Annotated in this window: 14 protein-coding genes; 8 read left to right on the plus strand and 6 right to left on the minus strand. The window is 66.7% G+C overall.

The window, feature by feature from the left end; translation table 11 throughout:
* The first annotated feature begins 41 nt into the window (after positions 1–41).
* Entirely contained in the window at positions 42–845 is an 804-nt protein-coding gene (locus RM423_RS12055; RefSeq protein ID WP_311423276.1) for a helix-turn-helix domain-containing protein, read from the plus strand.
* Positions 846–954: 109 nt separating this feature from the next.
* On the opposite strand, the gene RM423_RS12060 is transcribed toward RM423_RS12055, so the two are convergent.
* A complete protein-coding gene (locus RM423_RS12060; protein ID WP_311423277.1) occupies positions 955–1,350 on the minus strand; it encodes a nuclear transport factor 2 family protein in 396 nt (131 codons plus the stop codon).
* Between the two features lie 351 nt (positions 1,351–1,701).
* On the opposite strand from RM423_RS12060, the gene RM423_RS12065 reads away from it, so the two are divergent.
* The 7 genes from RM423_RS12065 (at position 1,702) to RM423_RS12095 (ending at position 11,810) form a co-directional block, all read left to right on the plus strand.
* Positions 1,702–2,163: a transposase gene (locus tag RM423_RS12065; protein ID WP_311423278.1), complete on the plus strand. Its 462-nt coding sequence runs from the start codon at positions 1,702–1,704 to the stop codon at positions 2,161–2,163.
* The gene (locus tag RM423_RS12070) at positions 2,160–2,528 is read left to right on the plus strand and encodes an acyl carrier protein (protein WP_311423279.1); all 369 of its coding nucleotides are present in this window, start codon (positions 2,160–2,162) and stop codon (positions 2,526–2,528) included. The genes RM423_RS12065 and RM423_RS12070 overlap by 4 nt, the downstream gene beginning before the upstream one ends.
* Before the next feature lie 108 nt (positions 2,529–2,636).
* Positions 2,637–7,925: a type I polyketide synthase gene (locus tag RM423_RS12075; RefSeq protein WP_311423280.1), complete on the plus strand. Its 5,289-nt coding sequence runs from the start codon at positions 2,637–2,639 to the stop codon at positions 7,923–7,925.
* Positions 7,922–9,532: a long-chain-fatty-acid--CoA ligase gene (locus RM423_RS12080; protein WP_311423281.1), complete on the plus strand. Its 1,611-nt coding sequence runs from the start codon at positions 7,922–7,924 to the stop codon at positions 9,530–9,532. Before RM423_RS12075 ends, RM423_RS12080 begins: the two co-directional genes overlap by 4 nt.
* Before the next feature lie 12 nt (positions 9,533–9,544).
* Complete coding sequence (locus tag RM423_RS12085; protein ID WP_311423282.1) at positions 9,545–10,525, plus strand: LLM class flavin-dependent oxidoreductase; 981 nt, start codon at positions 9,545–9,547, stop codon at positions 10,523–10,525.
* Positions 10,526–10,578: 53 nt separating this feature from the next.
* Positions 10,579–11,346, plus strand: a complete 768-nt coding sequence (locus RM423_RS12090) for a thioesterase II family protein (RefSeq protein ID WP_396327702.1) — start codon at positions 10,579–10,581, stop codon at positions 11,344–11,346.
* A gap of 56 nt (positions 11,347–11,402) precedes the next feature.
* Positions 11,403–11,810: a PaaI family thioesterase gene (locus RM423_RS12095; protein ID WP_311423284.1), complete on the plus strand. Its 408-nt coding sequence runs from the start codon at positions 11,403–11,405 to the stop codon at positions 11,808–11,810.
* Positions 11,811–11,952: 142 nt separating this feature from the next.
* Here the strand turns inward: RM423_RS12095 and RM423_RS12100 are convergent, their stop codons facing one another.
* Genes RM423_RS12100 through RM423_RS12120 form a run of 5 tightly spaced genes read right to left on the minus strand, consistent with a single transcriptional unit; the run spans position 11,953 to position 15,398 of the window.
* Positions 11,953–12,807 carry an AfsR/SARP family transcriptional regulator gene (locus RM423_RS12100; protein ID WP_311423285.1) on the minus strand — a complete coding sequence of 285 codons (855 nt, stop codon included), beginning with the start codon at positions 12,805–12,807 and terminating at the stop codon, positions 11,953–11,955.
* An 8-nt stretch (positions 12,808–12,815) separates the two neighbouring features.
* Positions 12,816–13,274 carry a MaoC family dehydratase gene (locus RM423_RS12105; protein WP_311423286.1) on the minus strand — a complete coding sequence of 153 codons (459 nt, stop codon included), beginning with the start codon at positions 13,272–13,274 and terminating at the stop codon, positions 12,816–12,818.
* On the minus strand, positions 13,271–14,104 hold the full coding sequence (fabI, locus tag RM423_RS12110; protein WP_311423287.1) for an enoyl-ACP reductase FabI: 834 nt from the start codon (positions 14,102–14,104) through the stop codon (positions 13,271–13,273). The genes RM423_RS12105 and fabI overlap by 4 nt, the downstream gene beginning before the upstream one ends.
* A 44-nt stretch (positions 14,105–14,148) precedes the next feature.
* The gene (locus RM423_RS12115) at positions 14,149–14,373 is read right to left on the minus strand and encodes a hypothetical protein (RefSeq protein ID WP_311423288.1); all 225 of its coding nucleotides are present in this window, start codon (positions 14,371–14,373) and stop codon (positions 14,149–14,151) included.
* 32 nt (positions 14,374–14,405) lie between these two features.
* The gene (locus RM423_RS12120) at positions 14,406–15,398 is read right to left on the minus strand and encodes a DUF2156 domain-containing protein (protein WP_311423289.1); all 993 of its coding nucleotides are present in this window, start codon (positions 15,396–15,398) and stop codon (positions 14,406–14,408) included.
* Between the last annotated feature and the right edge of the window lie 457 nt (positions 15,399–15,855).

The raw sequence follows: 15,855 nt of genomic DNA on the forward strand, positions 1-15,855 counted from the left end.
TCGTTCGATAACTCCCGACCGCCAGCGCCAGGAGGGTGCTCATGACCCAACAACTAGACCAACGGTATGTGTTCGGCGACTTGTTGCGTGATTGGCGCCGCTCCCGCAACGTCACCCAGATGGCGCTCGCAAACAAGGCCGAGATCTCGCCACGGCACCTCAGCTTCGTCGAGAACGGCCGTTCCACGCCGAGTCGCAGTCTGGTGATCCGACTGGCCGGGCACCTCGAGGTGCCTCTGCGCGGCCGTAACCAACTGCTGCTGGCCGCAGGCTTCGCGCCGGAATACTCCAAGCAGGAGCTGGACGGACCACGGCTGTCCATGGTCCGGATGGCCATCAGCAAGGTACTGACCGGTCACGACCCCTACCCAGCTCTGGTGGTCGACCACAGCTGGAATTTGGTCGAGGCCAATGCGAGTGCGTCATTACTCATCGCCGAGTTGCCTGCGGACCTGCTGGCGGAGCCGTGCAACATGCTCCGGATCAGCCTGCATCCGCGTGGGCTGGCGCCCCGCATCCTCAATCTCGAGGAGTGGACCGAGCACGTGCTCGACCGATTGAGGCGCCAGATGCGCATCAGCGGCGACCGGGAGTTGGTCAAGCTGCATGCCGAGCTCACCGGCTACACCGGTAACCGTGCGCCCAGGCAGGACGCACCGAGCCGCAATCCCGTGGCCGGCGACGTGATCGTGCCGATGCGGCTGCAGCACGGCGAGCACGTGTTGTCCCTGTTCAGCACGGTCACCACCTTCGGCACCCCGCGTGACATCACCGTGGAGGAACTGGCGATCGAGGCCTTCTACCCGGCGGATGAGGAAACCTCAGAATTGCTCCGCTCGCTCTAGCCCCACGCTGCTCCGCTCGCCGCACAGCACAAGCCGCGCGGGGAGCGGCCGGCTACCCGTAGGTAGACGTCCGGTCCCAGCGCGGCCCGGGTTGTGCGGTTGTGCGGGGTCAGGCAGCGGCAGGCATCTTGTCGATGAAGCCACTGACACCGCTGATCTTGCCGTCCTCGCCGATCACGGCGACATCGAAGCCCACCACGATGGCCTCGGTGCCCGGGGCAGTGACGAGCTCCCAGGTGAACCGGACGATGTTGTGGTGCGCATCGAAGGTGGTGCCCCGGACGAACTGCAGGCCCTTGAACTGATCCTGGGCGCCCTGCAGCACCTGGTTGAAACCGTCGCGGCCGACGACCGAGGCCAGCGGGTCGGTGTACACGGCGTCCTCGGCCCACAGCTTCTCGATCTTGGCCGTACGGGCGCCCGCGTCGGTCTCGTTCCAGACGGCGATGTAATCGTCGACGACCGCGTTGAGGTCGGTCACCGTAATCTCCTTTGTCGAAGTCACGACAGTTCCTTTCCGGTTGGCGGCCAGGCCCTTCCTTGCGGACCTGAGCCTGCGTGCTTGGCCGGCTGAGCTCTGCCCCTTCGGGACAGCAGATCGCCGTTGCGGACATGCACCGTGGCGTTCAGTGGCTCGCCCCGGTTTAGCAAGCCTCGCCCTGACCGGACCTATCTGTCGATGACGTGAGGGGTAATATCCTCGGGTATTGGAATCTGGCTACCGCACCCCCTATGCTGCAGGCATATTCTCGGACCGTCGAGTATGCACGAATGCGCGTACCTGGGACCGGCTCTAAACGGCCATGGAAGATTCACCCGCTGTTCATGGCGAAACGACGCTGGAGGTTACCGGATTATGTCGGGTGAACTCGCGCGGCGGCTGGTGCCCGACGATCTCTGGCAACTGCTCGAGCCCCTGATCCCGCCACCACGCACCCGACCGCAAGGTGGCGGCCGGTCCCGGGCCGACGATCGGGCCGTGTTCAGCGCGATCGCGTTCGTGCTGACCAGCAACTGCCCCTGGCGGGCGCTGCCACCGGTGTTCGGCGTGAAGCCACCGACGGTGCACCGCCGGTTCGGTGAATGGGCCGCACTCGATTTATGGGAGCGCCTGTATGAGAAGTCCGTTGCCTGTTACGGCGAAGGACCTGAGGTGGATTGGACCCGCGCGCTGGCTGAATCGGTCGAGTCCCGCACCCGGGCCGAGTCCGATCAGCGCCCTGTCAGGCACGAATCAGTCGCCGCTGTTGAGATCGATGGCACCGGACAGCCTGGTCCGGCGGCGGTGACTCTTCCGGATCGACGGGCAACGATATGACCAACGACGTGCACCACCCCCCGCACCGCGAAGTTGCCGATCATGGTGATGATGCGGGGCCGTTCCTCGGAGAAAGCCTCAACTTACCTTCGTCCGAGCAGTCCGCCGACATTCTGGAGGGCCTCGTCATCGAGATCTTCCGGGACCGGCTGCTGCTGGTTGAGGGCGAAGAACTCAGCATGGACACCAATTACTTCGATCTCGGGCTCACGTCGCTGCGGCTGACCGAAATCAAGCAGCGGCTCGAAGACACTCTCGACATCGCCATCGATGCCACCGTGCTCTTCAACCAGCCCACCGTCGATGACCTCATCGAGTACCTGAACGGGCTGCCGGCCGCCGTTTCCGGCGTCTCCGCCGCCTGACGTCCTCGGTCGGACCCGCCTGCCGACGCCTGCAGTACACCTCTCGGCTTTCCGCCCACCCTCGGCGGATTCGAGCGGGTACCCCAACACCTTCCCGAAGGAGCACCGATGTCGTCCGAGCCGAGCGAGGCCGTTCCGTCCGGAGAGGATGGCCTCGACGCCCTGCTCCAGCAGAAGTACGAGCCGATCGCCATCGTCGGTGTCGGCCTGCGCTTTCCCGGTGGTAGCGAATCCCTCGACGAATTCGATGAGTTCCTCGCTAAGGGCAGCTCCGGTATCAGTCCGTTGCCGTCCGATCGCTGGGATGTCACCGCCTTCACCCCGGAGGGGCCCGATGACCGCGGTAAGATCCAAACCACCGGTGGCGGCTTTCTCGACAGGATCGACCTGTTCGATCCGATGTTCTTCAACATTTCACCGAAAGAAGCGCAGTACATCGACCCCCAGCAGCGGATGCTGCTCGAAACAGCCTGGCAGGCACTGGAGAATGCCAACATCGACCCGACCTCGCTGCGGCGCGGCAACGGCGGCGTCTACATCGGTGCCAGCTCGATCGACTACGCACTCGAACTGGACTCGCTCCCCTATACCGAGCTCGATGGCCTACTCGCCTCCGGCATCACGATGTTCCCGCTGTCGGGCCGGATCTCTTACTTCCTCGGTTGGCGTGGACCGAGCGCAAGCATCGACACCGCCTGCTCCTCCTCGCTGACCGCGCTGCACATGGCGGTCCAGGGCCTGCGCAGCGGCGAGACCGACATCGCCCTGTGCGGCGGCGTCAATGCGCTGCACCACCCCCGCATCTCGGTCGTGTTCTCGCACGCCAACATGCTTGCCCCGGACGGCCTGTGCAAAACCTTCGACGACGGCGCCGACGGTTACGTGCGGGCCGAGGGGTGTGCAGTGATCGTCCTCAAGCGGCTATCCACCGCCCAGCGCGACAATGACGACATCCTCGCGATCGTGCGGGGCACCGCGGTCGGCCAGGACGGTGACAGCGTCGGGCTGACTGTTCCGAACGGGACGGCCCAAGAGATCGTGATGCGCAACGCGATCAAAGCCGCCCGGCTGACTCCCGGTGACGTCTCCTACGTCGAGGCCCACGGCACCGGCACACCGCTCGGCGACCCGATCGAACTCGGTGCGATCAACGACGTGTTCAGTGATTCCCACGACAAGCAGAACCCGTTGGTCGTCGGCTCGGTGAAGACGAATCTGGGTCACATGGAACCGGCCTCGGGCCTGGTCGGTCTGATCAAGGTCGTCGCCCAACTGCGTAGCGCAACCATCTACCCGCACCTGAACCTGACCACCCCGTCCGGACGGATTCCCTGGGATCGCTATTCGATCGAGATCCCGGTGGTGGGTCGCAGCTGGTCGGCGCCGATCCGGCGGGCGTTGGTCAACAGCTTCGGCTTCGCCGGCGCGATCGCCGCGGTCGTACTCGAACAGGCACCGCAACCCGCGCCCCGACCGGCACCGGCGGCCAGCGAGCAGCCACCGTCGGTGTTGACGGTGTCGGCCAAGAGCGCGGCCGCGCTGGCAGCTCAGCTTGCCGAGTACCAGCAGTACGCAGCCGACCGTCCGGACCTCGACGCGGGTCAGTTCTGCGCCACCGGCAACATCGGTCGGGCGCACTTCAAGCATCGGGCCGCGGCCGTGGTCACCGACCGTGCCAGCCTGGTACGCGCGCTGGATCAGCAGGCCGCACGCACCGACCGACCCGAACCGGTTGCCATCCGCAAGACCGGATTTCTGTTCAGCGGGCAGGGCTCGCAATACGCCGGCATGGGTGCGGCCCTGTACCGGCAGTACCCGGTATTCGCCCGCTGGGTCGACGAGTGCGATCAGCTGTTCGGGCCGCTGCTGACCGAATCGGTCCGGGCCCTGCTGCTCGGCCAGACACCGGAGCCGGAGCTGATTCACCAGACCGGATATACCCAACCGGCTCTGTTCACCCTCGAATACGCACTCGCCAAACTCTGGCTGTCTTGGGGTGTGCAGCCGGGTGTGTTGATCGGGCACAGCATCGGCGAGGTCGTCGCGGCGACCGTGGCCGGCGTCTTCAGCCTCGCCGACGCGGTCACCCTGGTCGCCGCCCGTGGCCGGCTGATGCAATCGGTCAGCACCCCCGGCGGCATGGCGGCGGTCAGCACTGCGGCTGACGAGCTGACCGGATTGCTGGCCGACTACCCGGATCTGGCACTGGCTGCAATCAATGCACCCGACCAGTGCGTCATCTCCGGCGGCCTCGAATCGCTGGCAACGGTGTCGGCGGTGCTCACCGACGCCGGTGTCCGGGTCGAGCAGTTGGCCGTATCGCATGCCTTCCACTCGCCGCTGATGACCGAGGTGTACGACAAGTTCCTCTCTGCGCTAGAGGGAATCGCGTTCAACGAGCCCACCCTGTCAATAGTCTCGAACGTGACGGGCAAGCTGGGCCAGCGCGGTGAGTTGACCGATCCGCACTACTGGGTACGCCACATCGGCAGCCCGGTGCTGTTCCAGGCCGGCCTCGCCGCGGGCGTCCGGCGCGGTCGGCACGCTCTGATCGAGATCGGCCCGTCCACCGCGCTCACCTCCTTGGCCGGGCGCTGCCTGGGCACCGATGAACATCTGTGGCTGGCCAGCCTGCGCCGCCGCAACACCGGTGGCGACACCATTGTCAAGTCTCTCGCCGCCGGCTACCTCGGTGGGCTGAGCATCGACTGGCGGCGGGTGCACGGTGACGACCGACCCGACTTGCTGACGCTGCCCACCTACCGGTTCCAGCGCAAGCGCTACTGGCTGCCCAACGGCGGCGTCGGCCGCAGGCGTGCCACGGCGGTCGCCTCGACGAGCCATCCGTTGCTCGGCGAACAGGTTTCAGCCGGTGCCGCCGACGACGGTTACAGCTGGCAGTTCGACGCCGAGTGGAGCACCGAGCAACCCGGTTACCTGGCCGAGCACCTCATCGCCGACGCTACGACGGTACCGATCGCGGCCTACATCGAGACGATCATGGCCGCGCAGGACGCGATCTGGGGCCATACCGGCCGAGTCGTCACCGATCTGAGCGTCGGCGAGCCATTGGTTCTCAGCAACGACGAGGCCAGGGTGCGTACCACCGTGGCCTGTCGGCCTGGCGCGGACCAGGTCGAGATCCGGATCGAAAGCGCGCTGGGTGAGGTGGTGACCGAGCATGCCCGGGCCACGCTGTTGACCGAGGCCACGCCCCTGACGCCCGGTGACGGCCTCTGGCAACACCTGTACGATCGCGGACCCGTCACCGGTTCGATCTCTGGCGCCGATCTCTACACCGATTTCGCCTCGGTAGGGCGTCACTACGGTCCGGCGTTCCGGTTGCTGACCACGGTCGACTGCCACCCCGCCGGAGTTCTTGCCGCGGAGCTGACCTGCCGCCCGGCCGGACCGGTGGAACAGCTGCCGGTCGAGGTGGTCGAGGCCGCGCTGCAGGCGCTGGCCGCTGCCGACCTGGACGGCGTACTGCGCAGCGCGGTCAGCATGCAGTCGGTCCGGATGTTCAAGAAACCGCGCGGCTCCCAGCTCCAGGTCGTGGCTCAGACCGGGTCGGAGCCGACGGCGCCGGGACAGCGGTGGACTGCCGATCTGCTCATCCTCGAAGGGCGGAACCCGGTCGCCGAGCTGCGCGGCGTAGTTCTTGAAATAGGCGGCGCCGTTGCCGAACGCCAGCACTTCGAGCACCAACTGAGCTGGTTGGCCGACGAACGGCAACTGCCCCGCACGTCTCAGCCGCGCCACGTGCTCACCCTCAACTCCAACCTGCCAGCACTGGCCGATGCGGCCTGTCAGGTATCGCCGCTGGCCGACCTCGCGGAACTGCCCGACGCGCTCGAGGACCGGTCGGTCACCGACGTCTGCTGGTTCTGGCGCCGCAGCGCGGAGCCGGTGAGTTCGGCAGCCTTGCGGGCCGAATGCGAACGCAACTACCGCGAGCTGCTGCAGGTGATCGGTGATCTGGAGGCGTCGCCGCCGAGCCGGCGGCTGCGACTGTGGCTGGTGACCCGCGGTGCCCAACTGCTGCCGGGCGATCGCCCCGACGACGGCCAGGCGCTCGCCGCGAGCACCCTATGGGGCTTCGGCCGGGTCCTGCTCAACGAACACCCGCGCTACTCCGCCACTCTGGTCGATCTCGATCCGGCCGGCGACAGCGCCCCGCTGGTGTCGGAGTGGGAATCCGACAGCAACGCCGAGTTCCAGCTGGCTTACCGCGGCAGGGAGCGGCAGGTGCGCAGGGTGCAGCCGGTCGCGGTCGCCGAGTACGCGACCGAAGGACTGTCCGACACAATCCGGCTGCGGCCCGATCGTACGTACCTGATCACCGGCGGCCTGGGTGGGCTCGGCCTGGTCACCGCCCGTAAGCTGGTGGAGCTCGGCGCCCGGGACCTGACGCTGGTCAGCCGGCGTGCCATTGCCACCCCCGAGGCCACCGCGGTACTCGACCAGCTGTCCGAACGGGCCACCGTCCGGCTGCTACGGGCGGACCTGGGTGCTGCCGAGGACGTCCGGCAACTGTTTGCCGACCTGCGCGTGGACGCGCCACCGGTGGGCGGCATCGTGCACGCGGCCGGCGAGATCGGCCAGTCGATGATCAGCGGACTGACCTGGGAGGCCATCGATGAGCAATTGGCGCCGAAGGTCTACGGCGGTTGGGCGCTGCACGAGGCGAGCCGGGACCTAACCGATCTTGAGTTCTTCGTGCTGTACACCTCGATCGCGGGAGTGATCGGGGGATTGACCCAGGCGCACTACTCTGCGGCCAGCACCTACGGTGACGCGCTGGCGGTCTGGCGGCGCGCGAGCGGGCTGCCGGCTCTGGCGGTCGACTGGGGCGCCTGGGCAGGGGTCGGCATGTCGGCGCGGCTGGACCCGACACTGAGTCGTCAGGTGGAACTCGGCGGCATCGGTTTCTTCTCCCCGACCCGGGCACTGCGTGCGCTGTCGGGACTGCTCAGCGATCCGACCGCTCACCGCATCGTGGGCCAGTACGACTGGGATGTTATCGCCACCGCCGGGCCAATCTCCGATGCGCTGTACAGCGAGGTCGCCCGGCCCGCCCAGCGCGCCGCCGCCGGCCTGGACATTGCGGCCCTGGTGGCAAAGCCGAAGGAGGAACGGCTCGCCGTCATTGCCGGCGTCATTCGGGCGACCGTCGCGGCGGCATTGCAGTACGACGAACCCGAATCCCTCGACACGACCGCGGAACTGCTGTCCCTGGGCCTGGATTCGCTGATGTCGATGGAGGTCAAGCGCGGTCTGGAAGCAGCCTTCGGACTCATCCTCGGAGCATCGCTGACCTATGACTACCCGACGGTCAAGCAGCTCACCGATTTCGTCAACGGCCAACTACTCGACACCGAGGGAAGCAGTTCATGAGCACCGCACCGGCCCCGACCTTGGCCCGCCGCGCGATCGAGCACGCCCGCGAGCGCGGCGACCACCCGGCGATCATCTGTGAAGATCGAGTGGTCAACTACCGGCGGCTGCATTCCGACAGCAACCGGGTGGCTCATGCGCTGCGGGCCACCGGCATCGAGGTCGGGAACAGGATCGGTTATCTGGGCAAGGAATCCGAGCATTACTACACCTCGCTGCTGGCTTGCGCGAAGGTAGGCGCGGTGCTGGTACCGGTGAACTGGCGGTTGACACCGCGCGAGGTCGACCACATCCTGGGTGACTCCGGCGCCCAACTTCTCATGTTCGACGACGAATACCGCGAAGTGGTGGAGCGGATACGGACGGAGCTGCCCCAGCTGCGCGAGCTGGTGTGCCTGGACCTCGGCGGCGACAGCGATCACGGGCAGGGCTTGCGCGATTGGTCCGCCGGCTTCGACGATTCGGACCTTCCGCCGGTGACCGGATTCGACGACGCGGTCGTGCAGATCTACACCAGCGGCACATCCGGCCTGCCCAAGGGCGTGGTGCTGGCGAACCGATCGTTCTTCACGCTGCCGACGGCGATGAGCGCGGCCGGTGTCGCCTGGATCGACTGGCTGTCCACCGACGTCAACCTGATCACCCTGCCCGGTATGGGAATCGCCGGCATTGGCTGGTTCATGCACGGCTTCAGCGCCGGTGCCACCAACGTCATCATGCGGATGTTCGAGCCGCAGGAGGCGGTTCGGCTGGTGCGGGCGTGGGGTGTCACGACCACCTTCGCCGCGCCCGCCATGCTGCAGCTCATGCTCGATGAGCGTGGGGTGGACAACTCGACGTTCGCCTCGTTCCGCAAGATCGCCTACGGTGCGGCCCCGATCTCCGAGGCGCTGCTGAGCCGGTGCATCGAAGTTTTCGGATGTGAATTGGCCCAGATCTATTCCAGCACCGAGGCCGGTAGTGTCGCGGTCTGCCTGCCTCCGGCGGTGCACACGCTGGGCAATCCGCTGTTGCGTGCCGCCGGCCGGCCGTGCCCGGGCAACGAGCTCAAGATAGTGCCCGTCACCAGTGCGCCGGAGGCCACCGGTGAGCCGGCGGCGCCCGGTGTCATCGGACAGGTCTGCATCAAGACACCGGCGGCAATGCTCGAGTACTGGAACAACCCGGCCGCCACCGCGGCAGCCTTGCAGGACGGCTGGTTGCACATGGGTGATCTCGGCTACCTCGACGACGACGGCTACCTGTTCCTGTGCGACCGGATCAACGACACCATCATCGTCGCCGGCCAGAACATTTACCCGGCCGAGGTCGAGAAGCAACTGAGCGAGCATCCCGAGGTCAGCGATGTAGCGGTGTTCGGGGTGCCCAACCCGCGCTGGGGTGACTCCGTCTATGCCAGCGTGGTGTTGACTCCCGGCGCTACCGTGACCCCGCGGCAGCTGAACCTGTTCCTGCGCGGCCGACTCGCGGACTACAAACTGCCGACCGGATACCGCTTTGCCGAGCGGTTGCCCCGGAACCCAGCCGGCAAGCTCCTGCGGCGCGAGATTCGCGATGACCTGCTCGCCGAAGTGCATGCCACCGAGCCCGAGTTCGTCCAGACCTGAGGAGACCAGATCATGTCCGATTCAGACCAGCCCCAGGTCGGGGTGCTGCTGCCCACCAGGGAGCAGGCGATCACCGGGAGCTTTGCCGGTCGCCCGCTGATCTCGTTCGCCCAGCAGGCCGAGCTACTCGGTTTCGATTCGCTGTGGACGGGTGACTCGCTGCTGGCCAGGCCCCGCCTGGATCCTGTCGTGGTGCTCGCGGCCGCCGCTGCGGCGACCAGCCGCATCACCCTCGGCACCGCCGCGATCACTCCGGCGCTGCGGCATCCGCTGATCGCAGCGAACATGATCACCAGCCTGGACCACGTCAGCTCCGGACGACTCGTGCTCGGGGTCGGCTCGGGATTTCCGATGCCCGAGACCGAACTCGAATTCGCCGCCGTCGGTGCCTCCTTCACCGGTCGGGCCGCCAGGCTGGACGAGACAACTCAACTGTGGCAGCGGGCCTGGGCCAGCACTACCCCGGAGGGGACCACCGACTTCACCGGCAAGTACTGGCAGGCCACCGGGTTAGACCGGCTGCCGGACCCCGCGCGGCCGGGGGGACCGCCGCTGTGGCTGGCCGGTAGCGACACTCCGCGGGTGCTGGCGCGGGTCGTCCAGTACTACGATGGGTGGCTGCCCTTTCTACCCTCCGCGCAGGCGTATGCCAAAGCCTGGCAGCAGATTCAGGTCGAGGCTACGGCCGCGGGACGAGCACCGGGCGCTATTACGGCGGGCATGTACGCCACCATCACGGTCAACCCGAACCGGGCGGCGGCCCAAGCCGAACTCGAGGATTACCTCGGGCATTACTACGGCCGCTCACTCGATCAGATGTCCCGGCTCCAGGCCTACGGCTGGGGAACGCCCGAGGAATGTGCCGACTGGCTGGCCGGCTACGTCCGGGCCGGGGCCCGACACATCATCATCCGGGTCGGCTCGTTGGATGCCGAGACGCAGTTGAAGGACATCGCCTCGATCGTGCTGCCCGTCCTACGCGCCGCACGCTGAAATCAACCCCACCCCGAAGGAGACCCCAGGTGACACTCGATTCCGCAACCCGCATGACCGCGACCCGCGGCCACTGGTTCCAGCCCGTCGAGCCCAGTCCGACCGCCGAGATACGGCTGTTCCTGTTCCCCCACGCCGGTAGCGGCGCGATCATCTATCGTGACTGGGCCGCGCTGCTGTCCGACGACATCGCCGCCCAGGCGGTCACGCTGCCGGGCCGACACGACCGGCGGGAGGAGGAAACGTTCACCGACTGGGATTATCTGCTCGATGCACTCTACGACGCCGTGCTGGATGAGCTCGACGATCGGCCGTTCGCCTTCTTCGGGCACTGCCTCGGCGCCCAGCTCGCCTTTCGGCTGGCCATTCGGATGGACCAGGACGGCATCGACACCCCGGCGCTGATCGGGATGTCGGGCTGGGCGCCGGAAGGATTCTTTCTCCCGACCGAGGAGCAGGCCCAGATGCCCGAGGCCGAGATGATCGGCTGGATCAAGAAGCTCGGGTCCTTTCCCGCCGCGGTCTACGACAATCCCGAGATGCTGGCGCTGGTGATCCCAGCGCTGCGAGCGGATCTCTCGGTGGCCGCGCAGTATCGTGACGACGGCGTGGGGGTCTCGTGCCCGCTGGTGTCCTACGGCGGTCGCTCCGATCCGCTGATGGAGGATCCGGCCGCGATGTCGTCCTGGCCCTGCCGCAGCCCGCAGTACCTCGGCCACAGTGACTACTCCGGCGGCCACTTCTATATCGACACCCACGCGGCCGCGGTGACCTCGGACTTTTCCCGTCACCTGCACCGGTTGGTCGAACGCAACAGCTGAGCGGATGGATCAGGTAGAAGATTGCCCAACACGTAGCAGAGGGACGAGGCCGGACGATGCAGCACGACCCGAAGGCACTGCTGGCATTGATGCCGCTGGCCGACACGCTTGACATCCGAATCGAATCGGTGCACCCGGACGAGGTGGTGGGATCGATGGCGTGGGCGCCAGAACGCTGCACCGCCGCGGGCGTGCTGCACGGCGGTGCCCTGGTGAGTCTTGCCGACTGCATGGCGGGCATCTGTGCCTACGTCAACCTGCCCCCGGGCGCCGCGACGTCGACCATAGAGCTGAAGATCAACTATTTCGCGGCGGTGCGCGCCGGCACAGTGGTCGCGGTGGCCCGGCCACTGCACAAGGGTCGGACGGTCACGGTGGTGCAGACGAGTTTGTTCCGTACCGAGAACGGCACGGACCGGATGCTCGTCGGCCAGGTCATCCAGACCCAGGTCGTGTTGCAGTAGCGCGGGCGAGCCGGAGCTAGACCTGCCCGTAGCGTGGTGAACACTGTGGAGGCACCGCTCCGACGCTGCCGACACGGTGTTGATCGACGAAGACGGGGCGGCCGGGCGGCAATCGCGACGCGGGGTGATCCGAGGGGCGGGATCAGGACCGCAGTGACAGGTGATCGCCACCGTAATGCAGGGCCGGGTCGTGGTTGAGGATCGCGGTCTCCAACTTGCGCAACGATGGCGACGGGGATACCCCGAGCTCGTCGTCCAGGCGCACGCGCATCCGACGGAAGGCACTCAAGGCCTCGGTCTGGCGGCCGGACCGGTACAGCGCGACCATCAGCTGCTCGCAGATTCGCTCGTTCAGCGAGGGAGATTCCACCAGCGCGCTGAGCTCTGATATCACCTCGCTGTGCCGTCCGTGGTGCAGTTCCAGATCGAAGAGGGTCTCCAACGCGACCGTCCGGGCGGCCTCCAGACTTGCCGCTGCGGCCTGGCAGATCGATCCGCCCATCGGGCCACCGAAGACCGGGCCGCGCCAGGCGCCCAGAGCTTGCCGGATCCGATCCACCGCGGCGTGCGGGTCCACAGCCGCGCGCCTGCGCGCCTCCTGGACGGTCTGCATGAACAGCAGCGCGTCCACATCGACGTCGGTGACCAGCAGCCGATAGCCCGAGGGCAGGCTGAGCAGACCCAGCGGCTGCCGATCGCCCACCGAGTGCAGCTTGCGGCGAAGCCGGCTCACATGTGCCTGCAGGGAGTTCTCAGCGGTGGCGGGTGGGTTCTCCGCCCACAGCTCGTCGACCAATGACTGCACCGAGACCGTCCGGGAGCCGGCCGCCAGCAGCGTCGCCAGCAACGTGCGCTGAATCGTGCCACGAATCTCGGTCTGCCGATCTGCGGACCACACCTCGAGGTTGCCCAGTAACCGGAATCTCGGTTGCCGGCCGGTGCCGAATTCAGCGGCAGGCTCGTAGTCCATGTTCCACGCGTGAGTTGATGTGAGCATCGCGGTTCTCAGCTCTCTTGGTAGAGAAGGACTTGTTCTGCGGACACCGCAGGCTTGGTCTGGCCATCGAGCTCGGCGGCTATCAGAAAGGCGGCCTCCCAGAAGCCGCGGGGCCGACTGCGCGCCGATTGCAGGGTGACCTCGATGCGAACGCGACTGCCGACCGGCACCGGGGTGAGGAACTTGGCTTTGTGCACCTCTTTGTTCAGTACCAGCCCGACGCCCTGCACCGAGATCACCTCGCCCAGCAGCCGGGGCACCATGGCCAGCACCAGGTAGCCGTGTGCAACGGTCGAGCCGAACGGGCCGGCCTCGGCGAGCAGTGGATCGGTGTGTATCCATTGCTCGTCGCCGGTGGCGGCGGCGAAACTGTCGATCAATGGCTGGCTGATCGACCGCCAGCCGCTGGCACCGAGCCGTTCACCGACCAACGGCGCCAGCTCGGCCGGATGCGCGAAGGTTCTCATACCGCGGCCTGTGCCGGAGCGGCTGCCCCGCCAGCCTGCTGTTGCCGGATCGCGACGGTTCCACCGCCGATGGCATGCATCCCGCCATCGACGTGCAGCACCTCGCCGCTGACCGCGGGCAACCAGTCCGACCACAGGGCGCAAACGGCACGGCCGACCGGATAGGGATCGCGAACGTCCCAGCCCAGGGGGGCCCGTGCGGCCCAGGCGTGCTCAAAACCGTCGAAGGCGCCGATGGCCGAAGCTGCGATGGTGCGCAGCGGGCCGGCGGCGATCAGGTTGACCCGTGTTCCGGCCGGGCCCAACGCGTTGGCCAGATACCGGCAGCAGCCTTCCAGTCCAGCCTTGGCCACCCCCATCCAGTCATAGCCCGGCCACGCCTGGCCGGCGTCGAAGTCCAGCCCGACCAGCGAACCGCCGCCGGCCTGAGCCAGTAGCGGTCCGAACGTCCGGCCGAAGGCGGCGAAGGTATAGGTGGACACCTCGAACGCCTGGGCGACCTCGGGCCAGGGCGCGGACAGAAAACCACCGTCCAGGGTGGTCGCCGGTGCGAAGGCGATGCTGTGCAACACGCCATCGAGCTTTCCCCAGCGTTTGTCACACCAATCGGCGACGGTATCGAGATGGTCGGGGCGGGTGGCGTCCATCTCGAGCACCTGGCAGTTTGGCGACAGCCGCTCGGCGAAGCGTTCGGTCAGCCGCAGTCCGCGCCCGAACCCGGTCAGCACCACCTCGGCGCCCTGCTGCAATGCCAGCTCGGCCGCCGCGTAGGCGATGGACCTCTCGTTCAACACGCCGGTTACGAGCAGGCGTTTGTCGGCCAGCAACATGGGCTCTCCCGGGAAACCGGATCGTAGGTTGGGGTACGGCGCGCTCACGACGCGTCGAGCAGCGCCTGCAGCTCGGCCAGTGCCTGATTCGCCTGAGTAGCGACGGCGGCATCGTCGGGTGCCCCACACACCGCAGCGAACATCTCGAGCACCTTGTGCCCGGCTTCCACCCGCTGCGGATCGGTGGCGGGTTGGTCGCTCTCAGCCGGCGTACCGGTGATGGCAGTCGGCGCCTCGGTGGCGTCCTGCTCTTCGATGGTGACAGTCATGATCGATCTCCTTGTTATGGGGACGAATCCGGTTAGAGGGCGCCGCAGGCCCGGAAGACATGGACGAACGCCGCGACATCCGCGGGCCCGTCGAAGGCGACGTACTCCGGCAGCACCAGATGCTGAGCCCACTTCTCCTTGTAGGCCAGCTGGGTCTTCGCCGGGTAGACCGCTTCTCCGTACTCCCACAGCAGCCCGGTCAGCTCACTGAATGCGGTGCTGTGGCCCGGGAGTTCGCGATCGGCGTCGAGCCCCGTGAAGGGGGTGAACCCGAAATGCAGCCAGGCGATGCCCTCGTCGCCGAAGGCGTCAATCGCGGCCTTGTTGATGGCCTCCATGATGCCCGGGAGCTTGCCCGGAATCCGGCGGCTGAGGTCGTGCATCCAACCGGCCCTGGCCCCGAACACCGGGGAGTAGGAGATGTAGCCGGCCAGTTCGCCGTCGATGGTGCCGATGAACAGCCGCCGATGGCCCTGCATCTCGCCGCCGTACTCGCCCACCAGGAACTCGAGCTGGTGCACCTCCTCGCCCTTGCCACGCAACCAGATCGCGTCCAGCGCACGCATCTGCTCGGCCCAGTCCGCGTAGTCGGCCTCGAAGACCACCAGACCGGCCTTGTGCGCCCGGGCGATCTTATTGCGCAACCGCATGAATCGGGTCCCCGCCAGCGAGAATCGGCTGAGCTCGATGGCGTAGGAGGCGCCGACCTGGTTCACAGTGAAACCGGTCTCGACGTAGCGCACGGCATCGGCCTGTTGCAGCTGGATGCTCACCACCGACCTGCCCTGCTCGGTCGCGAATTCGCGAAAGGCGGTCAGTAGCGCGTCATAGGACTCTGTCGGGGCGAACGGGCCGCCGAATTGAACCAGGTACTTGCCGGTCTGACGATATGCGATCGCACCCTCGGTGTCCGGCAGCGAAAAATACAGGTTGCCACTATTGACCGCAAGAAATGCACTCGGATTCTGTGCACCCGTAAAATCGCGGACCGCGTCGTACATGCGGGTTGCCGTAATTTCTGCCATGACCTGGTTCCTCTTCGGTTGACTGCAGGAGGTTTTATCGACGACTATTCGGTAGATCCGCACTTATTCCGTCGCCCTTGACTGCAATCAGATTTAGTCACGTGTTCCGGGCATACGCAAGCGTCGAGTGCCCACCGGGCCCTACGGGGACCTCCTTCCGTCTCATTTGGGCCCGAGGGCGGGGTTGTGTCGATAGATAGCAGCCGATTTGACCCGGTGATCGACCATCATTGAGCGTCCGCTGCCGGCGCGGGTGACTACAGGCAGGTAGCGGTGTCTCAGCTGGGTTTTCAGCAACGAATGCCCCAGTCACGGCCGAACCTCTCGTTCGGGAGCGCCCCGAAGCAGCTGTGCGCTTGTGGCGGTCCGCATTACCTGGCGAGTAGTTTCTCGCACCGACTTCTCCAGCCAATCGAGACATGCAATTGATGGCGCGTCGTCGGATTGGCCGTGCACG

This window comes from Jatrophihabitans lederbergiae (assembly GCF_031845305.1).
Lineage (GTDB): Bacteria > Actinomycetota > Actinomycetes > Mycobacteriales > Jatrophihabitantaceae > Jatrophihabitans_A > Jatrophihabitans_A lederbergiae.